The 25343-nt window shown below is 69.1% G+C and carries 21 protein-coding genes and 1 tRNA gene; 10 read left to right on the forward strand and 12 right to left on the reverse strand.

Annotated features, from left to right (window positions below; genetic code table 11):
* Positions 1-14: 14 nt before the first annotated feature.
* Positions 15-1013 (reverse strand): diacylglycerol/lipid kinase family protein, encoded by a 999-nt coding sequence (locus SOM10_RS14850; protein WP_320490783.1) that lies wholly within the window; start codon positions 1011-1013, stop codon positions 15-17.
* Positions 1014-1087: 74 nt separating this feature from the next.
* On the opposite strand from SOM10_RS14850, the gene serS reads away from it, so the two are divergent.
* The 4 genes from serS to SOM10_RS14870 all read left to right on the forward strand — a co-directional run bounded on the left by serS (position 1088) and on the right by SOM10_RS14870 (position 4620).
* Positions 1088-2371 carry a serine--tRNA ligase gene (gene serS, locus SOM10_RS14855; protein WP_053098740.1) on the forward strand — a complete coding sequence of 428 codons (1284 nt, stop codon included), beginning with the start codon at positions 1088-1090 and terminating at the stop codon, positions 2369-2371.
* A complete protein-coding gene (locus SOM10_RS14860; RefSeq protein ID WP_053098741.1) occupies positions 2368-3189 on the forward strand; it encodes an HAD family hydrolase in 822 nt (273 codons plus the stop codon). The genes serS and SOM10_RS14860 overlap by 4 nt, the downstream gene beginning before the upstream one ends.
* Positions 3190-3231: 42 nt before the next feature.
* A tRNA-Ser gene (locus tag SOM10_RS14865) sits at positions 3232-3316 on the forward strand.
* 50 nt (positions 3317-3366) lie between these two features.
* On the forward strand, positions 3367-4620 hold the full coding sequence (locus SOM10_RS14870) for an LCP family protein (RefSeq protein WP_053098742.1): 1254 nt from the start codon (positions 3367-3369) through the stop codon (positions 4618-4620).
* Between the two features lie 69 nt (positions 4621-4689).
* On the opposite strand, the gene SOM10_RS14875 is transcribed toward SOM10_RS14870, so the two are convergent.
* Entirely contained in the window at positions 4690-5286 is a 597-nt protein-coding gene (locus tag SOM10_RS14875; protein ID WP_320490785.1) for a TetR/AcrR family transcriptional regulator, read from the reverse strand.
* A gap of 93 nt (positions 5287-5379) precedes the next feature.
* On the opposite strand from SOM10_RS14875, the gene SOM10_RS14880 reads away from it, so the two are divergent.
* Positions 5380-7668 carry a glycoside hydrolase family 3 C-terminal domain-containing protein gene (locus SOM10_RS14880; RefSeq protein ID WP_320490787.1) on the forward strand — a complete coding sequence of 763 codons (2289 nt, stop codon included), beginning with the start codon at positions 5380-5382 and terminating at the stop codon, positions 7666-7668.
* Positions 7669-7691: 23 nt separating this feature from the next.
* On the opposite strand, the gene SOM10_RS14885 is transcribed toward SOM10_RS14880, so the two are convergent.
* The 4 genes from SOM10_RS14885 to SOM10_RS14900 all read right to left on the reverse strand — a co-directional run bounded on the left by SOM10_RS14885 (position 7692) and on the right by SOM10_RS14900 (position 12103).
* Positions 7692-8756 carry a mandelate racemase/muconate lactonizing enzyme family protein gene (locus SOM10_RS14885; RefSeq protein WP_320490789.1) on the reverse strand — a complete coding sequence of 355 codons (1065 nt, stop codon included), beginning with the start codon at positions 8754-8756 and terminating at the stop codon, positions 7692-7694.
* 35 nt (positions 8757-8791) lie between these two features.
* Positions 8792-9688: an NAD-dependent epimerase/dehydratase family protein gene (locus tag SOM10_RS14890; protein ID WP_053098746.1), complete on the reverse strand. Its 897-nt coding sequence runs from the start codon at positions 9686-9688 to the stop codon at positions 8792-8794.
* On the reverse strand, positions 9685-11013 hold the full coding sequence (locus tag SOM10_RS14895) for a Gfo/Idh/MocA family protein (RefSeq protein WP_053098747.1): 1329 nt from the start codon (positions 11011-11013) through the stop codon (positions 9685-9687). Before SOM10_RS14895 ends, SOM10_RS14890 begins: the two co-directional genes overlap by 4 nt.
* A gap of 85 nt (positions 11014-11098) precedes the next feature.
* Entirely contained in the window at positions 11099-12103 is a 1005-nt protein-coding gene (locus SOM10_RS14900) for a LacI family DNA-binding transcriptional regulator (protein WP_320490792.1), read from the reverse strand.
* A 74-nt stretch (positions 12104-12177) separates the two neighbouring features.
* Here SOM10_RS14900 and SOM10_RS14905 point away from each other — a divergent pair, with 74 nt between their 5' ends.
* Positions 12178-13221: a peptidase M24 gene (locus SOM10_RS14905; RefSeq protein WP_320490793.1), complete on the forward strand. Its 1044-nt coding sequence runs from the start codon at positions 12178-12180 to the stop codon at positions 13219-13221.
* 91 nt (positions 13222-13312) lie between these two features.
* On the opposite strand, the gene SOM10_RS14910 is transcribed toward SOM10_RS14905, so the two are convergent.
* Positions 13313-14320 (reverse strand): LacI family DNA-binding transcriptional regulator, encoded by a 1008-nt coding sequence (locus SOM10_RS14910; protein ID WP_053098748.1) that lies wholly within the window; start codon positions 14318-14320, stop codon positions 13313-13315.
* Between the two features lie 150 nt (positions 14321-14470).
* On the opposite strand from SOM10_RS14910, the gene SOM10_RS14915 reads away from it, so the two are divergent.
* From SOM10_RS14915 to rhaS, 4 genes are read left to right on the forward strand one after another with little or no spacing between them, the layout of a single operon-like run.
* Positions 14471-16000: a sugar ABC transporter ATP-binding protein gene (locus SOM10_RS14915; protein ID WP_053098749.1), complete on the forward strand. Its 1530-nt coding sequence runs from the start codon at positions 14471-14473 to the stop codon at positions 15998-16000.
* Positions 15997-17028, forward strand: coding sequence for an ABC transporter permease (locus SOM10_RS14920; protein ID WP_053098750.1), 1032 nt, complete (start codon positions 15997-15999; stop codon positions 17026-17028). The genes SOM10_RS14915 and SOM10_RS14920 overlap by 4 nt, the downstream gene beginning before the upstream one ends.
* Complete coding sequence (locus SOM10_RS14925) at positions 17025-18077, forward strand: ABC transporter permease (protein ID WP_053098751.1); 1053 nt, start codon at positions 17025-17027, stop codon at positions 18075-18077. The genes SOM10_RS14920 and SOM10_RS14925 overlap by 4 nt, the downstream gene beginning before the upstream one ends.
* A 55-nt stretch (positions 18078-18132) precedes the next feature.
* Positions 18133-19176, forward strand: coding sequence for a rhamnose ABC transporter substrate-binding protein (rhaS, locus tag SOM10_RS14930; RefSeq protein WP_056276817.1), 1044 nt, complete (start codon positions 18133-18135; stop codon positions 19174-19176).
* Between the two features lie 174 nt (positions 19177-19350).
* On the opposite strand, the gene SOM10_RS14935 is transcribed toward rhaS, so the two are convergent.
* The 5 genes from SOM10_RS14935 to SOM10_RS14955 form a co-directional block, all read right to left on the reverse strand.
* Positions 19351-20748 (reverse strand): rhamnulokinase family protein, encoded by a 1398-nt coding sequence (locus tag SOM10_RS14935; protein ID WP_320490798.1) that lies wholly within the window; start codon positions 20746-20748, stop codon positions 19351-19353.
* Positions 20745-22781: a bifunctional aldolase/short-chain dehydrogenase gene (locus tag SOM10_RS14940; RefSeq protein WP_187249929.1), complete on the reverse strand. Its 2037-nt coding sequence runs from the start codon at positions 22779-22781 to the stop codon at positions 20745-20747. Before SOM10_RS14940 ends, SOM10_RS14935 begins: the two co-directional genes overlap by 4 nt.
* Positions 22778-23632, reverse strand: coding sequence for an alpha/beta hydrolase (locus tag SOM10_RS14945; protein WP_320490800.1), 855 nt, complete (start codon positions 23630-23632; stop codon positions 22778-22780). Before SOM10_RS14945 ends, SOM10_RS14940 begins: the two co-directional genes overlap by 4 nt.
* A 74-nt stretch (positions 23633-23706) precedes the next feature.
* Positions 23707-24873 (reverse strand): L-rhamnose isomerase, encoded by a 1167-nt coding sequence (gene rhaI, locus SOM10_RS14950; RefSeq protein ID WP_320490802.1) that lies wholly within the window; start codon positions 24871-24873, stop codon positions 23707-23709.
* Positions 24870-25262: an L-rhamnose mutarotase gene (locus tag SOM10_RS14955; protein WP_320490804.1), complete on the reverse strand. Its 393-nt coding sequence runs from the start codon at positions 25260-25262 to the stop codon at positions 24870-24872. Before SOM10_RS14955 ends, rhaI begins: the two co-directional genes overlap by 4 nt.
* Positions 25263-25343: the final 81 nt, after the last annotated feature.

Genomic DNA, 25343 nt, shown 5'->3' on the forward strand with positions numbered 1-25343 from the left:
CGCGCGCCGGTGGATCAGAGCGATGCGACCGGGTGATCGGCGGGGAGCGCCAGCAGAAGAGCCCCGGGATCGACCCGGCACGTGATGCGCACCGCTGTCCCGAACTCGTCGCCGTCGAGCTCGATCGGGGTGGGAGAGGTCACCGCGGCTTCGGCGACGGCTCCGCGGAAGTAGTGCACCGATGCGTCCCGGCCCCGTCGCTCGAGCACGCGACGGCCGGCGCGCGAGCGTCGCAGCACTGAGTTGTCCCACCAGATCTTGCGCCACACGCCGAGCCAGCCCCAGACGCCGGTCGGCTGGATCACGGCGACGTCGAGGACGCCGTCGGTGATGGAGGCGTCGGGGATCAGCGCGATTCCCGCAGGCAGGGTCCCGCAATTGGCGAACAGGATGCTGTGCACCTTCGTCGAGTGCAGGCGGCCGTCGTCGATCTGGAACACGGATCGGAACGGCTCGGCGCTCACGAGCGACCTCGCCGCGCCGTCGACGTACGCGATCCAGCCGACCGACTTCTTGAGGTCCGGGCGCGTGTTGGCGATCATGTCCGCATCCAGCCCGACGCCGGCGAGCACGACGTAGGCGTGCTCCTCGTCTTGCCCGCTCTCTCTCGTCAGACGCGCCCAGCCGATGTCGATCGCGTGGCGGAACTCGCCCAGCGCCGCGCGGATCATCTGGTCGGGGTCGGCCAGCGGGAGTCCGAGATTGCGCGCCAGCAGGTTGCCCGTGCCACTCGGCAGGATCGCGAGCGGCACCCCGGTGTTGGCGATGGCCTCGGAGACAGCGCGTACCGTGCCGTCTCCGCCGGCCACCAGCACGACATCCACGCCGCGTGCGAGGGCCTCGGCCGTCGCACCCTGACCTGGATCCTCGATCGTGGTCGGATAGAAGGCCGGATGCTCCCACCCGGCCTCGTGCGAGAGAGCGCGGACTCGCGCCCGCAGCTGCTTCCCGTCGACCTTGATCGGGTTGTAGACGAGCGCTGCCTGGCGTCGGCCGGTGGCGCTCGTGGTCATGGCGCTACTCTAGCCCGGGCGTCGGCCCGCCCGGACGCGGCGGACGCGCCCGGGCCGCACCATAGACTTGATGGATGATCGACCTCGCACTCCTCCGCGAAAATCCGGAGATCGTCCGCCGCTCTCAGGCCGCCCGTGGCAACGACCAGGGCACCGTCGACACCGCGCTCGAGGCTGATCGATCGCGCCGAGCGGCGCTCGCCGCGTTCGAAGAGCTGCGCGCCGAGCAGAACGCCTTCGGCAAGCTGGTGGCGAAGGCTCCCAAGGAGGAGAAGGCGGCACTCGTCGCTCAGGTCAAAGACCTCGCCGAGCGCGTCAAGCAGGCGCAGCAGGCCGCGAATGAGGCCGCAGACGCCCTGGCGGTGGCTCTCGCACGCATCGAGAACGTCGTCGTCGACGGCGTCCCCGCGGGTGGCGAGGCTGACTTCGTCGAGTTGCGACGCGTGGGCGAGGTCCCCGCATTCGACTTCGAGCCGCGAGACCACCTCGAGCTCGGCGAGATCCTCGGCGCGATCGACATGGAGCGCGGCGCGAAGGTGTCGGGCGCCCGCTTCTACTTCCTGCGCGGGATCGGAGCGCGGCTCGAGATCGCGCTCATGAACCTCGCCCTCGACAAGGCGCTGCAGAACGACTTCATCCCGCTGATCACGCCCACCCTGGTGCGGCCGGAGATCATGCAGGGCACCGGATTCCTCGGCGAGCACGCCGACGAGGTGTATCACCTGGACAAGGACGACGACCTCTACCTCGTCGGCACCAGTGAGGTCGCACTCGCCGGATACCACAAGGACGAGATCCTCGACCTCGGCAAGGGCGCGCTGCGGTACGCCGGATGGTCGACCTGCTACCGCCGTGAGGCGGGCTCCCATGGCAAGGACACCCGCGGCATCATCCGGGTGCACCAGTTCAACAAGCTCGAGATGTTCGTCTACACCAACCCGGAGGACGCCGAGGCCGAGCACCTGCGCCTCGTCGCGCTGCAGGAGGAGATGCTGACCTCGCTCGGTCTCGCCTACCGCGTGATCGACGTGGCCGCCGGCGACCTGGGCTCCAGCGCCGCACGCAAGTACGACATCGAGGCGTGGGTCCCGACGCAGGGCGCGTTCCGCGAGCTCACCTCCACCTCGAACTGCACGACGTATCAGGCGCGCCGTCTCGACATCCGCCACCGACCCGAGGCTCAGGAGGGGCAGACCGCGAAGACGCAGCCGGTCGCCACCCTCAACGGCACCCTCGCGACGACCCGATGGATCGTCGCGCTGCTCGAGACGCACCAGCAGGCCGACGGATCGGTCCGCGTGCCGGAGGTGCTGCGCCCGTACCTCGGTGGGCTCGAGGTTCTGGAGCCGACCGCGTGACAGCTCCCTGGCTCGTCGGGCTCGACGTCGACGGCACGATCATCCTGCAGGACGAGACGATGAGTCCCGGTGTTCCCGAGGCGGTCGCGCGCCTGCGAGACGCCGGCCATGTGGTCACGATCGCCACCGGACGCAGCTGGATGGCGACGCGTCGCTATGTCGAGCAGCTCGAGCTGACCGCCGATTTCGTGGTGTGCTCGAACGGTGCGGTGACCATGCGCCGTGTGGGAGACGACTGGGAGCGGTGGCACATCGAGACGTTCGATCCGTCTCCTGTGCTCGCTCTGCTGCGCGAGCGGCTCCCGGAAGCCCGCTACATGGTCGAGCTCGGGTCAGGGCTGCGGCTCTACACCGAGCACCTGGACGACTGGACGCTCGACGGCGGACGGCAGGTCGGCTTCGAAGAGCTCGTCGCCGAACCGGTGTCCCGTGTCGTCGTCGTCTCTCCCGGGCACGACGAGGAGGACTTCCACCGCCTCGTGGCGGACGCCGGGCTGAATGAGGTCTCCTACGCGATCGGCTGGACGGCCTGGCTCGACATCGCACCGCAGGGAGTGGACAAGGGCACGGCGCTGGAGCGCGTGCGCACCGAGCTCGGCTTCGAGCGCGGGCACGTCTTCGTGGCCGGCGACGGGCGCAACGACATCGGCATGTTCGGCTGGGCGCTGGGTCTCGACGGCCGGGCGGTCGCCATGGGGCAGGCGCCGACAGAGGTGAAGGATGCCGCGGGCGAGGTGACCGGCGATGTCGAGGACGGCGGTCTCGCGATGGCGCTGAACACGCTTCCAGCGGCCGCCCAGGTCAGCGCGGGAGAATAGAACTCGGCTAGACTCACGGCTTGTCGGCAGATTCGTCTGTCGGGAGGGTTGTCCGAGTGGCCGATGGAGCTGGTCTTGAAAACCAGTGGGCAGAGATGTCTCGTGGGTTCGAATCCCACACCCTCCGCATTCCAGGGACGGTGCCTCCGCGCCGTACGCTGAACCGAAAGGCCCCGAGTGAGTCCCACCACGCGACGCCGCCGCACCATCGCGCGCCACGGTCAGCTCCACACGCCGGGCCCCCTCAGCCAACTGCTCAAGTTCATCGCGATCGGTCTCGCCGTCGTCCTGGTGAGCGGCTTCGGCGTCGTCTCCTACATCGTCTACGACCTCTCGAGCACCGTCTCGGCCAACGCTGTCGAACTCGACAGCACCGAGGAGCTGCCGCCCGACATCAGTGAGTACAAGGGCGGATTCAATCTGCTGCTCACCGGTGTCGACACGTGCGAAGAGGCGTACGCGCAGTACTTCGGCGACCGCTGCACGGGCGCGGACTCCGAAGGCACCCTCAACGACGTGAACCTCCTCATGCATGTGTCGGAGGAGCCGCGCCGGATCACCGTCGTCAGCCTTCCGCGCGACATGATGGTCCCGATCCCCGAGTGCGAGGACGCAGAGGGCGAGGTGCACTCCGCGATGAACAAGCAGCAGATCAACGTCGCCTACACCGACGGAGGACTCAACTGCGTCGCGAAGACGGTCTCCGACCTGTCCGGTCAGGACATCCAGTTCGCGGCCTCGGTCACCTTCGGCGGCGTGATCGAGATCACCAACGCGATCGGCGGCGTCGAGGTGTGCCTCGCCTCCCCGATCAAGGACCGGTACACGGGCCTCGACCTCGCAGCCGGAAACCATGTGATCGAGGGCATCACCGCGCTGCAGTTCCTGCGGACCCGACACGGAGTCGGCGACGGCAGCGACCTCGGCCGCATCGGCAACCAGCAGCAGTACATGTCGAGCCTCGCGCGCACGCTCATCAGCGGCGAGACGCTCGGCAACGTGCCGATGATGCTGAAGCTCGCGACGACCGGTCTCGACAACGTCGAGGCGAGCACGTCGCTGGCCGACCCGATGAAGATCGTGCAGATCGCGCTCGCGGTGAAGTCCGTGCCCTTCGAGGACATCGTCTTCCTGCAGTACCCGACCTTCACGGACCCGGACGACCCCAACCGCGTCGTGCCGGACAAGACGTCAGCAGAGGCCATGTGGGACGCGATCAACCAGAACGCTCAGCTGCAGGTCACGCATCAGAACACCGAGAACGACGGCGTCGTCGTCACTGACCCGGGAACGCAGGCACCGGCGGAGCCGGGAGCGGAGGCGGCGACGCCGGACCCCTCGGCCGCACCCGAGAACGTGGTGGCGCTGCCCGACACGATCAAGGGCAACTCGGCCGCACAGCAGACCTGCTCGAACGGGAACGTGCGCTGACGCGCTGACTGCACTCTCCGTCACGAAGAACCGCCCCTCGCCTACAGCGCGAGGGGCGGTTCTCCGCATTCAGCTCTGTTGCGCGTCGGGCTGATCGGTCGGCGGGTAGAGCACATCCATCAGAGCGCTGATGATGCCGGGCATGTCGACCGAGCGATCGATCATCCACTGCAGTTGGAGTCCGTCGGCGACCGCCTGGATCACGCGCGCCATGGTGTCCGGATCGAGAGCGGCTCGACGGTCGGCATCGTGGGCGAAGGCGTCGGTGATGCTCTCGCGGAGTCGCTCGCTGCGCTCGAGGAAGTACTGATGCGCGGGATGCGCGGGGTCGACGGCATCGACGGAGAGTCGGGAGAACAGCTCCACGACGCCCGGGACCTCGGTGTTGTGGCGGATGACGTCGACGAACGCGGACTTCGCGTCTTCGGGGTTCGAGGTCTGCGGCGCCATCCCGTCGTGTTCGTCGCGCGTGCGCAGCACCTCGGTGAACAGCTCCTCCTTGCTGCCGAAGTAGTGCAGCAGGGCGGCCGGGGTGACGCCGACGAGTTCGGCTATCTGCTTGAGTGAGGCGTTCTGATAGCCCTTGCGGCCGATCACATCGAGAGCGCTCTCGAGGATCTCCTCGCGCCTGGCGACGCCCTTCGCGTATGAACCTCGTCGTGCCATTCCTCGAGAGTAATCCTGAACAACGTTTGAGATCCAATACTTACTGGCATATAGTTTTCGCAAGACACCGTTGTCGCGCGCGAAAGGAAGACCATGACCGACACCTCGGCATCCGATCTCACCCTCGAGGAGAAGGCGTCGCTCACGAGCGGGGCGGACTTCTGGACCACGAAGGCCATCGATCGCGTCGGTCTGCCGTCGATCATGATGACCGACGGGCCGCACGGCCTGCGCAAGCAGTCGGGGGGAACCGACCACCTCGGCCTCTCGAGCAGCGTGCCGGCGACGTGCTTCCCACCGGCCGTCGGCATCGGATCGTCGTTCGACCCCGAGCTCATCGAGCGGGTCGGCGCCGCCATCGGAGTCGAGGCGGCCATCGAAGACGTCGCGATCGTGCTGGGCCCCGGCATCAACATCAAGCGGTCGCCGCTGTGCGGCCGCAACTTCGAGTACTTCTCCGAAGACCCGATCGTCTCGGGAACCCTGGGTGCCGCCTCGGTGCGCGGTGTGCAGTCGCAGGGCGTCGGCACGTCGCTGAAGCACTTCGCCGCGAACAACCAGGAGTTCGACCGGATGCGGGCGAGCTCCGACGTCGACCCGCGACCGCTGCACGAGATCTACCTGCGTGGCTTCGAGCGCGTGGTCAAGGACGCTCAGCCATGGACGGTCATGTGCTCGTACAACCGCATCAACGGCGTCTACGCATCGGAGGACCCCTGGCTGCTCACCCAGGTGCTCCGCGACGACTGGGGCTTCGACGGTCTCGTCGTGTCGGACTGGGGTGCCGTGAACGATCGTGTGGCGGGCGTCGCCGCCGGCCTCGATCTCGAGATGCCGTCGTCGGGAGGTCGGACGGATGCGCAGCTCGTCGCTGCCGTGCGGGCCGGCGAGCTCGCTGAGAGCGTGCTGGACACAGCGGCCGACCGCGCGATCGATCTGGTCCGCAAGGCGCAGCGGCGTCCGGCCGTCTCCGGCCCGCTCGACGTCGACGCGCACCATGCGCTCGCCAGGGAGGCGGCCGGTCGCTCGATCGTGCTGCTCAAGAACGACGGAGACCTGCTGCCGCTCGCCCCCGAGCAGCGCATCGCGGTCATCGGCGCCTTCGCCACCGAGCCGCGATTCCAGGGAGCAGGATCGTCGCTCATCAACCCGACCAGGGTCGACAAGGCGCTGGACGAGCTGCGCGCGATCGGTGGGGACGACGTCGCATATGCGCCGGGCTTCGCCGTGGAAGGCGGCGACACCGCCGCATCCGGTCGCTCCGCTGACGACCTGCGCGCGGAGGCGGTCGCCGCCGCGTCCGCAGCGGATGTCGCGGTCGTGTTCCTCGGCCTCCCCGCCGCAGAGGAGTCGGAGGGCTTCGACCGCGAGCACATCGACCTTCCGGCGGCTCAGCTGGCGGTGCTCGACGCCGTGATCGAGACGAATCCCGCGACGGTCGTCGTGCTCTCGAACGGCGGCGTCGTCGCGCTGCCCTTCGCCGACCGGGTGCCCGCGATCGTCGAGACCTGGCTGCTCGGACAGGCGGGCGGCGGAGCGGTCGCCGACGTGCTCTACGGCGCCGTGAACCCGTCGGGCAAGCTCACCGAGACGGTGCCGGTGCGTGTGGAGGACAACCCGTCGTTCGGCAGCTTCCCCGGCGAGTTCGGTCATGTCCGCTACGGCGAGGGAGTGCTGGTCGGCTACCGCTGGTACGACGCCAAGGGACTCGATGTCACGTTCCCGTTCGGCCACGGGCTCTCGTACACGGCCTTCTCGTACGGCGAGGCAACGGTCGACGCGGCCGAGAACGGTGACATCGCCGTGCGCGTCGACGTGACCAACACCGGAACCCGCGACGGCCGCGAGATCGTGCAGGTGTACGCCGCTCCGGTGTCCTCGGTCGTCCAGCGCGCGCCTCGCGAGCTCAAGGCCTTCGCCTCGGTGGCGATCGACGCGGGCGAGACCCGGACGGTCGAGCTGGTCATCCGTCGCGAGGACCTCGCCTACTGGGACGTCCGCGTCGACCGCTGGATCGTCGAGCCCGGCGAGTACCGCATCGATGTCGCGGCATCGAGCCGCGACATCCGCTCCACCGCGACCGTCGAGGTGGCGGGTGATGCGGTCTCGCTGTCCCTCACCATGAACTCCTCGATCGGCGATGTGATGGCGCACCCCGTCGCGGGGCCGATCATGATGGGCGCGCTCGGCGGCTTCCTGGGCGAACTGAGCGGCGCCGATTCGTCGGCGGCATCGATGATGCCCAACGACGAGGCCATGGAGAAGATGATGGCGTCGTTCCCGATCGGCCGCCTCATCGGATTCCCGGGGGTGGACGTGACGCACGAGCAGGTCGAGGAGCTGCTCGCCGGAGCGAACGCCGGCGCGCTGCCGCAGGCCTGACCGCACGCCTCGGCGCCGAGAACTCAGGCGCCGAGGCGGGCCCCGTCGTCGAGCAGGGGAGCGAAGCGGAGCCCGAGGCCGTGGTGCGGGTTCTCGGTGAGGTGGCCGTCGGTGATCGTCACCGGCGAGGGGTCGGCGAGAGCTCCCAGCGCACCGAAGCCGGCGTCTTCGACGTCTTCGACCAGGACCTCGTGGCGGGTGTCTGGCAGAGTCAGCGCGAGCTGACCCGAGAGCTCGGGCAGAAGGTGCGGGTGCAGGGTCGCACCGTGCGCGGCGACCAGCTCGGCGATGCGGAGGAACGGCGTGATCCCGCCGACCCGCACGATGTTGGGCTGCAGGATCTGCGCCGCACCCGCGCGCAGGAAGTCGCCGAAACGGTGCGCGGTGTGCAGATTCTCGCCGAGCGCGATAGGCACGTCGATGCGCCGTGCGAGTTCCGTGTGTCCGTCGAGGTCATCGGCGCGCAGGGGCTCTTCGATCCAGGCGAGGTCGAAGCGCGACATGACCTCGACGGATGCGGTCGCCCGCGCCAGATCCCACCGCTGGTTCGCGTCGATCATCAGCCCCCGATCAGGGCCGAGCAGCTCGCGGACGGCGGCGACCCGATCGGCGTCCTCGGCGATGCCGGGCTTTCCGACCTTGATCTTGACCGCCTCGAACCCCGCATCGATCCAGCGCTGCACCTGGGCGAGCAGTTCGTCGAGCGAGTAGTGCAGGTTCACGCCTGAGCCGTAGGCGCGCACCCGTTCGCGGCGGCGGCCGATCGACTCCGACACCGAGACGCCGGTCGACCGCGCCTCCGCATCCCACAGCGCCAGGTCCAGACCGGCGAGTGCGATCGTCGTGATCCCCCCGCCTCCGGCTTCGTGCAGGTGCTCCCACATCCCCTGCCAGCTCTCGGCGGGCGTGGCGGAGCGGCCGACCGCGGCGGGAGCGATGTCATGCTCGAGCAGCGCCTGCACGGCGGGCGCACCGATCTGCGGACTCCACGAGAAGCCCCATCCCTCGCCACCGTCGGAGCGCACGACATGAGTCGCGATCACGCCGACGGAGGTGACGTCGGCAGCCCACGGGCGAGTCAGCGGCACCCTCTGCAGACGAGTCGACAGGCTCCGGATCGTGGTCACAGCAGTGCCAGCTCTGCACGCCAGGTGCGGGACGGGCGCCAGCCGAGGAGTCGGGCGGCCTTGTCGGACGAGAAGGCGGGGGAAGTGCCGGTCAGCGCCGCGGCCGCGTGCTCGGTGCCGGGGTGGAACTCGGGCAGCAGCTCGCTCAGCGGGCGGCGGGCGAGGGCATCGTCGGCTCCCACGAAGAATCTCTCGCCGTTCGGGATGTGGTCGAGCGCGGCGAGGAGGGTGTCGGTGAAGGCTGCGACGTCGCGGGCGTCGACATAGTTGAAGAGCGCGGGCGCGGAGAGCGCCGGATCGTCGAGACGATCGAGAACGGTGTGGCCCTGCTGGGTGAGAGCGCCGGCCCACTCCTCCGGGGCGATCACGTAGCAGGGGCGGAAGGAGGCGAAGCGCACGTCGTCGCCGGCCTGACGCCGCAGCATGTCGACGGTCTGCTCGATGAGCAGCTTCGACAGGGCGTAGGCGTTCCAGGGCTCGGTCGGCGACGTCTCGTCGAGGGGGAGGCGCTCAGGGGTCCAGCCGCGAGGTGCGCCATAGCCGACCACGGTGGGACTCGACGCCGCGACGACGCGGTGGATGCCGGCCCGTACGGCTCCGCCCAGCACCGACTGGGCGAGAGCCGCGTTCGTGCGGATGATCACGTCCTCGGGTGCGCTGAACGGCACTGCGATCGCCGCGAGATGGATCAGTGCATCCGCCGACGTCGCGGCGAGAACGGATGCCGTGGCATCCGCGTCCGTCAGGTCGAGGGACGCCTGCGTGATCCCGTCCCGGTCGAGGGCCGCGCTCGGCTCCCGGTCGATCGAGACGATCTCGTGCCCGGCATCTGCGAGGCCCGTCACGAGGGTGCGTCCGAGTCTGCCCGAACCACCGGTGACGATGATCCTCATGGCCGCGCCAGCAGGGCGATCCCGAGCTCGTCGACCTTCACGGGAAGGCCCGTCTCGAGTGAGCGGTTCCCCGCGATGCCCACAGCGATCGAGCGGATGCCGTCGGTCCAGTCGGCCGGACGCGCGAGGGGGTCGTCCCCGGGGCCCTCGAAGACATCGGACAGCAGCAGCTCGTCTCCACCGCCGTGGCCTCCGTCGCCGCCGTCGATCGGCACCTCGTAGGCCTCTTCCCAGTGGCGCTGCACGATCAGACGCTCGCTCTCAGGGCGCAGTGCGGTCGTGCCGTGGCCGCCGGAGAGGCTGGGGTCGATGTGCGGGTGCAGTCCCTCGCCCGCGAGCACGGCGCCGCGCTCGACCACCTCGAGCTCGACCCGGCCGAGGGTGCCGTTGACGGCGACGCGGTAGCCCTCCCAGGGGGAGTGCGCGTTCAACGAGTACGACATCGTCGCGCCGGACGCATAGTCGACGACGAGTGCGAGGTTGTCCTCGATCGTGATGCCCTCGCTGAACACGTCGAGATCGCGCCGGTACCCGTCGTGCTCCTCGGCGTCGAGGTAGAGCGCGGTGAGACGCTCATCGGTGCGCAGATCGAGTTCGAACAGGTCGCCGTCGTCGTGGGTGCCTCGCGCCGGTCGCTCGCCGAGGCCACGGCCGGCCGCGTTCTCGGCTCCGTAGAAACGCAGGCCGCCGGAGGCGAAGACGCGGGTCGGCTGCGAACGGATCCACCAGTTGACGAGGTCGAAGTGGTGGCTCGACTTGTGCACGAGCAGACCGCCCGAGTTCTTCTTCTCGCGGTGCCAGCGGCGGAAGTAGTCGGCGCCGTGGTTCGTGTCGAGCATCCACGAGAAGTCCACGGACGTGACGTCGCCGATCGTGCCGTCCTGGATCACCTGGCGCAGTGCGCTGTTGCGGGGCGAGTAGCGGTAGTTGAACGTCAGCACGACCTGGCGACCGGTGCGCTCGACGGCGTCTTCGATGCGGGCGGCGCTCGCCGCGTCGATAGTGAGCGGCTTCTCGACGACGACGTCGGCGCCCGCTTCGAGCGACCGGACGATCAGCTCGGCGTGGAGGTCATCGCGGGAGCAGATGATGACCCGGTCGACCCGCTCGTCGCTGATCACCTGCTCGAGCTCGTCGGGGGTGGCGAGGCGGGGCGCCGGCGCGCCGACCTCCGCGATGCGGTCGGCGTAGTGCGCGGCCCGCACCGGGTTCGGCTCGATGATCGCCACGAGCTCGGCGCGGTCACGGTGCGTGCCGATGATCCCCTCGACGTACATCTGGGCCCGGGCTCCGGCGCCGGCGAGGGCGTAGCGGGTCTTCGTCATCGTGATCTCTCTTCGATCTCCGGTCAGGAAACGTTTTCTCGACGATAGCACAGGGGAGGTGTCGGGCCCCGGGACCGCCGACGGTTCAGGGCGTGTGGACGGTGGCGGTGCTGCCGCGCACGATCAGGGTCGGCGTGAAGGTGAGCGCTGCCGTGGGATCGCCGCCGGTGAGCTGGTCGTGCATCGCAGCCCATGCGGCTGCGCCGATCTCGACCGCGGGAACGGCCACGGTCGTGAGCGGGGGTGAGGTGTAGGCGGCGAAGGGGATGTCGTCGAAACCCGTGATCGACAGCTGCTCCGGCACGTCGACGCCGCGCACGGTCAAGGCCGAGAGCAGCCCCATGGCGACGAGGTCGTTGTAGGCGATCACTGCGGTGGCTCCGCTCGCGAGAACCTGGTCGGCGACCGCGGTGCCGCTGTCGAAGTCGACGCCTGCGGTGATCTCCTCGACTTCGAGCCCGTCGGTCCGGGAGAGCTCCGCCGCGATCGCATCCTGCCGTGCCCTGTGCGTCACGCTGCGGGTGGCGCCGGCGAGATAGACGAGCCGGCGGTGGCCGAGCGAGGTGAGGTGGCCGACGATCTCGCGCATGCCGGATCCGTAGTCGGCGCCGACCACGGGAGTGCTCGTCTGCGGGCCGCGGTTGATCACGACGGCGGGGGAGAGCATCGGCAGCAGTCGGCCGAGGTCCTCCTCGGGCATTCGAGGGGCGCAGAGGATCACGCCGTCGGTGCGCAGCCTGGTCGCTCGGGCGAGCGCCTGCTCTTCATCCAGATCCTCACGCGAGTCGGCGACCAGCACGTGGTATCCGTCGGCCGCGGCCGCGCGGCTGAGGCCACGCAGGATCGCCTGGAACGTCGGGTTCTCGAGGTCGGGGATCACGACGGCGATGGTCTGGGTGCGGCCGAGCACCAGGCTCCGTGCCACGGGGTTCGCCGTGTAGCCGAGCTGCGCAGCGGCTGCCTGCACGCGCTCGGCGAGCGCCGGATCGACCGTCGGGTTGCCGTTCATCGCGCGCGACACCGTCGACAGTGAGACGCCGGCGAGTTTCGCGACGTCGGTGATGCCGGGGCGTGTCGATTCGCGTGCCATCGGCATCCCTTCGTGTCCGCGAGAGGTCGCGGCTGTCGTCATACTACGAGAAAACGTTCTTCAGGGAGGGTCTCATGGCTGGAGCATCCGAGGACCGCGCCGAGAAGCAGGATCGGCTGGCGCGCGTGCGCCGAGAGGTCGACGGGGCGCCCGTGGTGCTCGTCTCTCACGAATCGCTGTCGTGGTACCTCGAGGGCGTGCGCACGCATGTGTCGCTCGCGGGTCCCCCGGTGCTCGCGGTGCGGGCGGAGGCGCAGGGCGATGTGCTCTTCATCGCCGAGAACGAGGCCGATCGGCTGATCGCCGAGGAGCTGCTGCCGGAGGATGCCGCGCGCGTGGTGCGCCTGCCGTGGTGGATCCCACCCGCTGCCGCCGCGGCTGAGGAGGCCGGCGTCGCCGAATCGCATGTGGCGGCTGAACTGCGCGCGGCTCGCGCGCGCCTGCTGCCGGCCGAGCGTGCCAGATATCGACTTCTCGGACGGGAGACGGCCGAGGCGCTGACGGATGCGCTCGCCCGCGTCGGTCCGGAGCAGAGCGAGCGGATGGTCGCCGCGATCGTCTGCGCCGAGCTCCTCGCCCGAGGGATCGATCCGCTGGTCGTGCTGGTCGCCGGTTCCGATCGGACTGCGTTCCGGCATCCGCTTCCGACCGTCGGGCTGCTCGGAGAGCGGGCGATGATCGTCGTGTGCGGGCGTCGGAACGGGCTCATCGCCAACGCGACACGCTGGGTCGGCGCATCCGTCGATGACGAGCCGATCTGGGGCGTGGAGCGGGCTCTCCTCGATGCGTCAGTGCCGGGAGCCCGTCTGAACGACGCGTTCATGGCGGGCATCGCGGCGTACGCCCGCTATGGGTTCGACGCCGACGAATGGCAGCGCCACCACCAGGGCGGACCGACCGGGTATGCCGGTCGCGATCCCCGCGCCACGGCATCCACTGCGGATCTGATCGTCGAGGATCAGGCGTTCGCCTGGAACCCGACCGCACCGGGCCGCAAAGTCGAGGACACCCTGCTGCGCACAGATGACGACTGGGAGGTGCTCACGGTCGATGAGCGCTGGCCGTCGGTCGAGTACGAGGGGCTGCATCGGCCGGTCTCGAGGGCGTATCGGACCTGATCGGGGGGTCGATGGCGGGGCTCGGCGCCGAATGCCGGCTCAGGTTGCGGATGCACGTGAGCCGCCGAGGTCCGGGGAAGGCGGCCCCGGGTCAGCCGCCGGTCGAGCTGCGCACGATCAGCTCGGGCGGGAACACGGTCTGGCGGGGGATGCTCTCGGGGTCGGCCGCCTCTTCGAGCACGATCCGCAGCGCCGTGCGACCGATCATGCGGCTGGGCTGACGGATGGATGACAACGGCACCGCGGCGGCGGCCGCGAACGGATTGTCGTCGAAGCCGATCAGCGCGATCTCGTCGGGGACGAGCAGGCGTCCGCCCGACACGAGCGACTGCAGCAGGCCGAGGGCGAGCAGATCGTTGGCGGCGAAGAGCGCGTCGGGCCACTCGCGCCGAGGGCGGGTGAGCAGGCGCGCTCCGGCGGCGACGCCCTCTTCGACCGTCATCGCCGCCGTCGGCACGACCTCGAGCTCGACGTGCACCGCCGCGTTCTCGGCCGCCGCGCGAGCGCCCGCGAGACGGTCGGTGACCTGACGCATGTCGAAGGGGCCGCCGACGAAGGCGATCCGCCGCCGACCGCCCTCGATGAGGTGCTCGACCGCCAGTCGCCCACCCGCGACGCTGTCGACCGACACCGACGAGAACCCACTGTCGGCGCTGAATCGGTCGACGAGAACCGTCGCGATCCCGCTCGCTCGGAACTTGCGCAGCTGCGTCATGACGTCGCCGTAGGGGGCGATGAGCAGGCCGCGCACCTGCTGCTCGCGAAACAGGTCGAGATAGACCTTCTCGCGGGACGGGTCGTCGTCGGTGTTGCCGTACAGGATCGCGATGCCGTGGCTGGACGCCTCGTCTTCGGCACCGCGCACCACATCGTTGTAGAAGGGGTTCTGGCCGTCGAGCACGACGAATCCGACGGTCGTGCTCACGCCGGCTCTGAGCTTGCGGGCGGCGTCGTTTCGCACGTAGCCGAGCTCTTCTATCGCCTGCGTCACTCGCTCGACCGACTCGCTGGAGACCTCGTCCGGTCGGTTCAGGACGTTCGAGACGGTGCCGACGGAGACGCCAGCGCGAACGGCGACATCGCGGATGCTGACCGGCATTCGGCAGTCCTCTCGTCGTCGGGCGGATCACGCTTCGGCATCGGGGGTTGACCTGAGACCGGCATCACATACACTAGCCTGAAACGAGCTTGAATCGATTCAGGTAAAGTTCATTCCGATCATCATCCCCCTCAACGGAGAGGAAAGCCAGTGGTAGACGCAGCCTCCGCCCGCAGCGCTCCCCCCACCGCGCTCGAGCTGCATCGGGTGGTGAAGTCCTTCGGCCCCGTCGTCGCACTCCGCTCCGGCAGCCTGACGCTCCGCCCCGGCTCGATCCACGCCCTCATCGGCGAGAACGGCGCGGGCAAGTCCACGCTCGTGAAGATCATGGCCGGTCTGTACCGCCGCGACTCGGGCGACTTCCGTCTGCACGGCGACGATGTCGATTTCACCAGCACCGCCCAGTCGAAGGCCGCGGGCATCGCGGTCATCTACCAGGAGCCGACGCTGTTCCCCGATCTCTCGGTCACCGAGAACATCTTCATGGGACGTCAGCCCACCGGCTTCCTCGGCCGCATCGACCGCAAGGCCATGCGCACCGAAGTCGACCGGATCTTCCGCCGCCTGGGCGTGACGCTCGACCCCGACCGCATCACCGAGGGTCTGTCGATCGCCGACCAGCAGATCATCGAGATCGCCAAGGCCATCTCCCTCGACGCGAGCGTGCTGATCATGGACGAGCCGACGGCCGCACTCAGCGGCGTCGAGGTCGACCGACTCTTCGCGGTCGCGCGGAGCCTCCGCGACGAGGGACGCGCGATCCTCTTCATCTCGCATCGCTTCGACGAGGTGTTCGACCTGTGCGACACCGTCACCGTCATGCGTGACGGGGCATACATCGACACCACTCCCATCGCCGAGACCACGGTCGACGAACTGGTGCGCCAGATGGTCGGCCGCGACGTCACCGAGCTGTTCCCCAAGCAGGAGGCCGCCATCGGCGAGCCGCTGCTCGAGGTCACTGCGCTCACCCGTCCCGGCGTCTTCCATGACATCTCGTTCACGGTGCGCGCGGGCGAGATCGTCGCACTGGCAGGTCTCGTCGGCGCCGGTCGCTCGGAGGTCGCCCGCGCGATCTTCGGTGTCGATCCCTACGACGAGGGAGAGGTGCGGATGCTCGGCGCGGGCGTCGCCCGCCGCAACCCGACCGCCGCGATGCGCAGCGGACTCGCGCTCGTTCCCGAGGACCGCCGCAAGCAGGGCCTCGTGATCGACGCGAGCGTCGGAGGCAACATCACGCTCGCCATCCGCCGGCGCCTCTCGAAGTGGGGACTCATCACGAGCGGCATCGAGAACCGTGCGGCGAAGGAGTGGGCGTCGCGCCTCGAGGTGAAGACGCACGCGCTCGACACCGTGGCGTCCACGCTCTCGGGCGGCAATCAGCAGAAGGTCGTGCTGGCCAAGTGGCTGGCCACCGACCCGCGCGTCCTCATCATCGACGAACCGACTCGCGGCATCGACGTCGGCACCAAGTCCGAGGTGCACCGACTGCTGTCGCAGCTCGCCGGCGAGGGCATGGGCATCCTGATGATCTCGTCCGAGCTGCCCGAGGTGCTCGGCATGGCGGACCGAGTGCTCGTGATGCGCGAAGGACGCATCACCGCCGAGATCTCCCGCGACGACGCCACCAGCGAGAACGTCATGTTCGCCGCCACCCACTCATCGGAGCTGCACTCATGAGCACCACCACCGCACCCGCGGCCGCCGCTCCGGCGATCGCGAAGAAGCCCGGCGGCATCGGCCGTGCACGCGAGTTCGGCATCCTCGCCGCGCTCGTGCTCGTCGTGATCGCCGCGACCGTCAAGAATCCGGCGTTCCTCTTCAGCTCCGACGGCTGGCGCGATCTGCTGCTCACGCCGTCGATCCTCATGCTCGTCGCGGTGGGCCAGGCGATCGTCATCATCACGCGCAACGTCGATCTGTCGGTGGGCTCGGTGATGGGCCTCACGGCCTACCTGACCGGACGCCTCTTCGTCGACGTCCCCGGCATCCCGATCGTGGTCGTCGTGATCGCGGCCGTCCTGCTCGGTGCCTTCCTCGGCCTGGTCAACGGCGCATTGGTCGCCTTCGCGAAGGTGCCGGCCATGGTGATCACGCTCGGCACGCTCTATGCCTACCGCGGCATCAATGTGCTGTGGACCGGCAGCGATCGCATCAACGCCTCCGACATGCCCAAGGACTTCCTCGCACTCGGCACGCAGCAGATCCTGTTCATCCCTGTGCTGACGATCATCGCGGTGATCGTGCTCGCGCTCGCGGCCTGGTATCTGCGCAACATCCGGGGCGGACGCGAGTACTACGCGATCGGCTCCGACCCCTCGGCGGCCGAGCTCTACGGCCTCAAGGTCACCCGTCGGGTGCTCTCCGCGTTCGTCCTCTCGGGTGCACTCGCAGGTCTCGCCGGCGTCTTCTACGCCGCGCGATACGGATCCATCAGCTCGCAGGCGGGAAGCGGCTGGGAGCTGGATGCCGTCGGCGCAGCCGTCATCGGTGGCATCGCGATCACCGGCGGTGTCGGCACGGTCTGGGGCGCGGCCATCGGCGCGATGCTCCTGATGACCATCAACCGCGCGCTGCCCATTCTCGGCATCCCGGACTTCTGGCAGCGTGCCGTGGTCGGTGTGCTCATCATCGGGGCCATCGTGCTCGACCGGGTGCTCGCGGTCAGACAGAGACGCCAGCTCATCGAGGCGAGGGACGAATCATGACCACGACAACGACGACGACGTCGACCCGCGTCATCCGCGACTACGACCGTCCGCTGTGGCGGCGCATCTTCATCAACCGCGAGTTCGCGATCATCGCGCTCCTCGTGCTGGTGACGATCGTGGCGGCCGTCACGATCCGCGGCTTCGCCCAGCCGATCACCGCGAACTACCTCCTCCTCGACGTCGCACCGATCCTGCTCATCGCGCTGCCCATGACGCTCGTCATGATCACGGGCGAGATCGACCTGTCGGTGGGATCCATGGTGGGGCTCGCCAGCGTCGTCACCGGAGTCCTCACCGAGTCGGGTGCTCCCTTCGAGGTCGCCGCCCTTGCGGCCCTCCTCGTCGGCGTCGTCGGCGGAGCCTTCAACGGGTTCCTCGTCACGATCGTCGGGCTGCCGTCGCTCGCCGTCACGATCGGCACGCTCGCACTCTTCCGCGGGCTTGCGGTCGGCCTGCTCGGCACCACGGCCGTCACGGACTTCCCCGAGACATGGACGGCGCTCGCGAAGGCGAAGATCGCCGGGACGACCATCCCGTACATCGTCATCCCGTTCCTGATCCTGCTGGTGCTGTTCGCGGTGCTGCTGCACTTCACGCCCTTCGGCCGTGGTGTCTTCGCGATCGGTCTGTCGAAGGACGCCGCGCGGTTCTCGGGCGTCGACGTCGAACGGACGAAGTTCATCCTGTTCGTGCTCTCGGGCGTGGTCGCCGCCTTCGCAGGCATCTTCTACACGCTGCGGTTCGGCAGCGCCCGAGGCGACAACGCCACCGGGCTCGAGCTGCAGGTGATCGCGGCCGTGGTGCTCGGCGGAGTGTCGGTGTTCGGCGGACGGGGACACCTGCACGGCGTCGTCGCCGCCGTTCTCCTGATCGGGGTGCTGGGCAGCAGCCTGCGCCTCGCCGGAGTCACATCCGACGTCATCAACATCATCACCGGCGGGCTGCTGATCTTCTCGGTCGTCGCAGCGAGCGTCCTCGCCTGGGCGCAGCGCGTCCGCGCGAAGGCCGGTCCGCCACTGCGCGTCGCAGCCTCTCCCGCACCATGAGGCAGCCTCTCATCGCCGGCACCCGCCAGCGGTGATCATCACGAAAGGAAGAACAATGACGTTTGCACGTAAGAAGATCGCGGGGTTCGCGGCGGTCGCCGTGGCCGCAGCGCTCGTGCTGAGCGGCTGCGCCGACACCAGCGGCGGATCCGGAGGCTCGGGTTCAGAGGGTGAAGGCGGATCCGACAACCTCGCGATCACGTTCCTGCCCAAGAACCTCGGCAACCCGTACTTCGACACCTCGAGCGAGGGCGGCAAGACCGCCGTCGACGAGTTCGGCGGCACGTTCGCCGAGGTCGGCCCGGCCGAGGCCACCCCCGACGCCCAGGTCAGCTACATCAACACCGCGACGCAGCAGGCCGTGGGCGCGCTCGTCGTCTCGGCGAACGACCCGAAGGCGATCTGCGACGCGCTGAACGAGGCCCGTGACGCCGGCGTCAAGGTCGTCACCTTCGACTCCGACACGAACCCCGAGTGCCGCGACCTGTTCATCAACCAGGCCGACTCCGAGGGCATCGCCAAGGTGCAGGTCGACCTGATCGCCGACCAGATCGGCGGAGCCGGCGAGGTCGCGATCCTGTCGGCATCGGCCAACGCGACGAACCAGAACGCCTGGATCGACCTGATGAAGGAGTACGTCGCCAGCGAGTACCCCGACATCACGATCGTCGAGACCGTCTACGGTGACGACGACGACCAGACGTCGTTCGACAAGACCGCTGCGCTGCTGCAGAGCCACCCGAACCTGAAGGGCATCATCTCGCCCACCACGGTCGGCATCGCGGCTGCGGCGCGGTACGTGTCCACCTCGGACTACAAGGGCAAGGTCGCCATCACCGGTCTCGGCACCCCGAACCAGATGCGCGAGTACGTCGAAGACGGCACCGTCACCGCGTTCGCGCTGTGGAACCCGGCCGACCTCGGCTACCTGGCCGCCTTCGCCTCCAAGGCGCTGATCGAGGGCGAGATCACCGGCGAAGAGGGCGACACCTTCGAGGCCGGAGACCTCGGCGAGTACACGGTCGGCGCCGACGGCGTCGTTCTTCTCGGCGACCCGTTCGAGTTCAACGCAGACAACATCGGCGAGTTCGACTTCTGAGTCGAGTTCGGGAGGGGCGTCGGGGCTTCGGCCTCGGCGCCCCTTTCCGTGTGCGCGGCGGTGTGCGTTCTCCGGCGCCTGACAGGGCGGGAATCCGCACCCGCACAGGGGTCCGCACCGGCAGCCATCGGGGATACGGGCGGTCGGATGAGGGGCTGCGACGGGCGTGAGGGGTCAGCGCGGGTCGAAGCGCTCCGGTTCGTGCGTCGCGGCGACGAGGGCGCGCAGCTCCTCGAGGGATGCCGGGGCGGCGCCGAGAGCCCGTGCCTGCACGAGCACGTTGCCGAGGGCTGTCGCCTCGACGGGGCCGGCGAGCACGGGACGGCCGGTGCGATCCGCGGTGGCCTGGCACAGCAGACGGTTCAGCGAGCCGCCTCCCACGAGGTGGATGCTGTCGAGTTCGCGCCCTGACAGATCGGCTGCCGTCTGCACGGCATCCGCGAAGGCGGTCGCGATCGACTCGACGATCGATCGGGCGAAGGCGGGTCGCGTCGTCGGAGCCTCGGCCCCGAGCAGTGTCGTGATGCGCGCGGGCATGTCTCCCGGTGCGCTGAGCGACGCGTCGTTCGCGTCGAAGAGGGGCACATCGTCTGTCACGGCGGATGCCGCGGCCAGCAGCTCGGGCAGGTCGATCCGCGAGCCGTCCTCCGCCTCCCACGCGCGCACGGTCTCGCTCAGCAGCCAGAGCCCCGTCACGTTGTGCAGGAAGCGGTAGCGACGGTCCACGCCGAGCTCGTGCGTGAAGTTCGCCTCGCGCGCGGCATCCGTCAGCACCGGTTCGGTCAGCTCGACGCCGACCAGCCCCCAGGTGCCGCAGGAGATGTAGGCGGAGTGCGGGGTCGACAGGGGAGCGGCGACGACGGCGGATGCTGTGTCGTGCGACCCGACCGCGATCACCGGCAGCTTCTTGCCGATGCGCTCGACCAGGTCCGCGCGGAGTGTGCCGATCGTCTCGCCCGGATCGACGAGCGTCGGCAGGATGTGCGTCGGGATGCCGATGCGCTCGGCGAGCTCGGCGTCCCACTCGCCCGACTCGACGCCGAGGAGCCCGGTGGTCGAGGCGTTCGTCCGCTCGGCCACCGCTGTTCCGGTGAGCAGGAACGCGATGAGGTCGGGAATGAGCAACGCGGTGTCGGCGTCGGCGAGGCGGGCATCGACGCGGTACTGGTACAGCGTGTTGAACGGCAGGAACTGCAGTCCGTTGCGGCCGTAGAGCTCGGCGAAGGGCGCGACCGTGTGCACCTCGTCGACGCCGCGCGCCGTGCGCGCGTCGCGGTAGTGGAACGGCTCGGCGAGGAGTTCGCCGTCTCGCAGCAGGCCGTAGTCGACGGCCCACGAGTCGATGCCGACGCTCTCGATCGCCGGTTCGCGCCGTACCGCCTCGGCGAGCCCTGCGACGACGTGCTCGTAGAGAGCGCCGAAGTCCCAGTGCAGACCGTCTTCGCGCTCGACGGGCCCGTTCGGGAACCGCGAGACGAGTTCGAGGTCGAGCCGGCCGTCGCCGATCCGGCCGATCATGACGCGACCGCTGGTCGCTCCGAGGTCGACGGCGGCGACGGACCGCACCGTCATCGCAGGAACGCCGCGGCGACGCCGGAGTCGACCGGGATGTGGAGACCGGTCGTGCGGCTCAGCTCGGGACCCGTCAGCACGTAGACGGCATCCGCCACGTTCTCGGGAACGACCTCGCGCTTGAGGATCGTGCGGTTGGCGTAGAACTGGCCGAGGTCCTCTTCGGCGACACCGTAGGTCGCGGCACGGTTCGCGCCCCAGCCGGAGGCGAAGATACCCGAGCCGCGCACGACACCGTCGGGGTTGATGCCGTTGACGCGGATGCCGAACTCGCCGAGCTCGACGGCCAGCAGCCGCACCTGGTGGGCCTGGTCGGCCTTGGTCGCCGAGTAGGCGATGTTGTTGGGGCCGGCGAAGACGGAGTTCTTCGACGAGATGTAGATGATGTCGCCGCCGAGCTTCTGGTCGATCAGCACGCGGGCCGCGGCCTTCGACACGAGGAACGAGCCCTTCGCCATGACGTCGTGCTGCAGATCCCAGTCCTTCTCGGTGGTCTCGAGCAGCGGCTTCGACAGCGAGAGACCGGCGTTGTTGACGACGAGGTCGACGCCGCCGAACGCGAGCACGGCGTCGTTCAGCGCTGCCTGGATGGCATCCGCATCGGCGACGTTCGCCGCGACGCCGATCGCGACGTCGGTGCTGCCCAGCTCGGCGGCGGCCGCCTGTGCCTTCTCGAGGTCGAGGTCGGCGATGACGACGCAGGCGCCCTCTGCGGCGAGGCGGGTGGCGATGGCCTTGCCGATGCCGCTGGCGGCTCCGGTGACGAAGGCGATGCGTCCCTGGTGCGACTTCGGCTTCGGCATGCGCTGCAGCTTGGCCTCTTCGAGCGCCCAGTACTCGATGTCGAACTTCTCGGCGTCGGAGATGGGCGAGTAGGTCGACAGTGCCTCGGCGCCGCGCATGACGTTGATCGCGTTGACGTAGAACTCACCGGCGACGCGGGCGGTCTGCTTGTTGGCGCCGTAGGAGAACATTCCGATGCCGGGCACGAGCACGATGAGCGGGTCGGCGCCGCGGATCGCGGGCGACTCGGCGGTCGCGTGCGCGTCGTAGTAGGCCTGGTAGTCGGCGCGGTACTCGGTGTGCAGTTCGTGCAGACGGGCGATCTGCTCATCGGCGGATGCCGTGACCGGCAGGTCGAGGATCAGCGGCTTGACCTTGGTGCGCAGGAAGTGGTCGGGGCAGCTCGTGCCGAGAGCCGCGAGTTCAGGGGCGCGCTCGGAGGCGAGGAAGTCGAGGACGACGTCGGAGTCGGTGAAGTGGCCGACCATCGGCTTGTCGGTCGACGCGATCCCGCGAATGGTACCGGCGAGGGTCGCTGCGCGCTCACGCCGCTCGGCCTCGGGGAGTGCCTCGAAGCCGGCACGGACGCCGCCGAACGGATCGGCCTTGCCGTTGGCCTCGATGTAGGCGGCCGCGGTGTCGATGATCCAGAGGGAGTTGGCTTCGGCCTCCTCCGACGTGTCGCCCCAGGCGGTGATGCCGTGGCCGCCGAGGATCGTGCCGATGGCCTGCGGGTTCTTCGCCTTGATGGCGGCGATGTCGAGTCCGAGCTGGAATCCGGGGCGACGCCACGGAACCCACACGACCTTGTCGCCGAAGATCTTCGCCGTCAGCTCTTCGCCGTCGGCCGCGGTGGCGATCGCGATGCCCGAGTCGGGGTGCAGGTGGTCGACGTGCGCGGCGTCGACGAGCCCGTGCATCGCGGTGTCGATCGACGGAGCTGCACCGCCCTTGCCGTGCAGGCAGTAGTCGAACGCGGCGACCATCTCGTCCTCACGGTCGAGGCCCGGGTAGACGTCGACGAGTGCGCGCATGCGGTCGAGGCGCAGCACGGCGAGACCCTGCTCTGTGAGCGTGCCGAGGTCTCCACCCGAACCCTTGACCCACATCAGCTCGACGGGCTGACCCGTGACGGGGTCGGTCTCCGTGCCCTTCGCCGATGTGTTGCCACCGGCGTAGTTGGTGTTCTTCGGGTCGGCGCCCAGGCGGTTCGACCGCTCGATGAGGGCGGCGGCGGTGGGGTTGGTCATGGCTGTTCCCTGTTCTGTGGAGACGTGGCGAGGATGCGGGCGGCGAAGCGGTCGATCGATGCTGTCGCTGCCGCGAGTTCGGGCTGATTGAGGTGGCCGTGGCGGGTGCCCGCCTCGGTCGAGATGTCGATTTCGACGCCCGCGTCGCGCAGCAGGGCGCCGAACGCCTCGCCGGAGACACGGAGCTCGTCGACCTCGCCGTTGATCATGATCGTGGCGGGGAAATGCGAGAGCTGGGCGGGGGACGCGGTGCCGGGCACGGCGTAGACGTCGCCACCGTCGACCGGTCCGCCGATGTAGTTCTCGTACATGCCGCGCACCGGGTCGGGGCCGAACACGTCGGCATCGGGGTCCGCGTCGAGGGCGGCGCGCAGCGCAGCATCCGGGGCTGCCTGCACGGCGTGGAGCGTCGGATAGGCGAGCACCGCGAGCGCAGGGAAGGGCCCGGGATCGTGACTGAGGCGCAGTGCCGCGCCGGCCGCGAGGTTGCCGCCGGCGCTCGCTCCGCCGATCGACCACGGCCCCTCGGTGAGGCCGGAGTCGACCGCCCAGCGGAATGCGGCCTCGACCTCCTCGGAGGCGACCGGGTAGTGCACGCCCTCTCGCTCGGGTGCCCCGGCTGCCGCAGCCCAGGTGCGAGGGAAGGGAGCCAGCGCGTAGTCGACCGACACCACGGCGATGCCGCGCTCGGCGAAGCTCTGCGCGACCCAGTCGGCCTCCGGCATGTCGATCTCACCGGCGGCGAACCCTCCGCCGTGCACCCAGACGAGTCCGGGGCCGACGGGAGAGGTCGGGGTGTACACCCGCACGCGCAGCGGTCCGTGCGGTCCGTCGAGCACCTGCTCGTTCACGGTGTCATCCGTTCTGTCGGGGGCGTCGGGATGCGGGGATCGGCTCCCGCATCCCGACGGGTCGGGGTGCGGGCTCAGGCGCCCCAGCCGGCCTGCACGCCACCGACGCGGTCGGCGGCGATCTTCTGCTGGTAGCCCGACTCGGCGTAGGCCGCCATCGGGTCGGCTGCGAGGCCGCGCGACTCTCGCCATTCGGCGAGCGCGGGGCGCACGTCGGTGTAGAACGCGTCCATGAAGACGGCGTTGGCGGCGAGCACGTCGCCGGACTTCTGCGCCGCGGTCAGGGCGTCGCGGTCGACGATCAGCGCACGCGCCGTCATCTCCTGCACGTTGAGCACCGAGCGGATCTGACCGGGGATCTTGTCCTCGACGTTGTGGCACTGGTCGAGCATGAACGCCACATCGGGGTTGTTCAGGCCGCCGCCGCGCACGACCTCGAACAGGATGCGGAACAGTTGGAAGGGATCGGCCGCGCCCACGATGAGATCGTCGTCGGCGTAGAAGCGCGAGTTGAAGTCGAACGACCCGAGCTTGCCGAGGCGCAGCAGCTGCATGACGATGAACTCGATGTTGGTGCCGGGTGCGTGGTGGCCCGTGTCGAGGCACACCATGGCCTTGTCGCCGAGGGACGAGACCTGGGCGTAGGACGTGCCCCAGTCGGGAACATCGGTGTGGTAGAACGCCGGCTCGAAGAACTTGTACTCGAGCACGAGGCGCTGGTCGTCGCCGAGGCGTGCGTAGATCTGCTGCAGCGACTCCTGCAGGCGGTCCTGACGGCCGCGCAGGTCGGCCTGCCCCGGGTAGTTCGAGCCCTCGGCGAGCCAGATCTTCAGGTCGGAGCTGCCCGTGGCATCCATCACGTCGATGCAGGCGAGGTGGTGGTCGATCGCCTTCTGGCGGATCGACGGGTCTTCGTGGGTCAGCGCGCCGAACTTGTAGTCGTCGTCCTGGAACGTGTTGGAGTTGATGGTGCCCAGGGTCACGCCGAGGTCCTCGGCGTGCTTGCGCAGGTCGGAGAACGAGTCGACCAGGTCCCACGGGATGTGCAGGGCGACCGAGGGTGCGAGCGCCGTGTACTTGTTCACCTGCGCGGCATCCGCGATCTTCTCCCACGGGTCGCGGGGCGTGCCGGGCGTGCCGAACACCTTGAAGCGCGTGCCGGAGTTGCCGAACGCCCAGCTGGGGAGTTCGATGCCCTGCTGTTCGAGGGCGGCGAGGTTGTCGGACGAGAGGATGCTCATGAGGCGCTGCCTTCGGTGTCGGTGCGGTTGTCGATGTCTGATGCGGGGGAGTCGCCGGCGTCGGCGAGCTGGTCTTCGAGGTGGAACACCTCGGCGAGTGCGGTGGCGGCCTGGTCGGGGCGTCCGTCGAGACCGATGAAGAATCGGCTCATCTCGGACTCCCAGCGCGCGGCGACGGGGGAGGCGGCGAGATACGCCTGGGCGGCGGCATCGTCGTCGGTCTCGTAGTAGCCGACGAGCGTGCCGCCCTCGGCGAGGAACAGCGAGTAGTTACGGCGGCCGGCGGCCGCGATCTCGGCCAGCATCTCGGACCGGACCGGCGAGTGACGGGCGAGGTATTCGTCGAGCAGTTCAGGACGCACCTGCAACTGGAACGCGACGCGGGTCATGATGGTTCTCTCTTCATCGAGCGGATTTTGAATCGTTTCATTCAATGTCTCAACCCTAGACACGGGCGAGCGACGTGTCAA

The organism is Microbacterium sp. CFBP9023 (assembly GCF_034045055.1).
GTDB lineage: Bacteria > Actinomycetota > Actinomycetes > Actinomycetales > Microbacteriaceae > Microbacterium.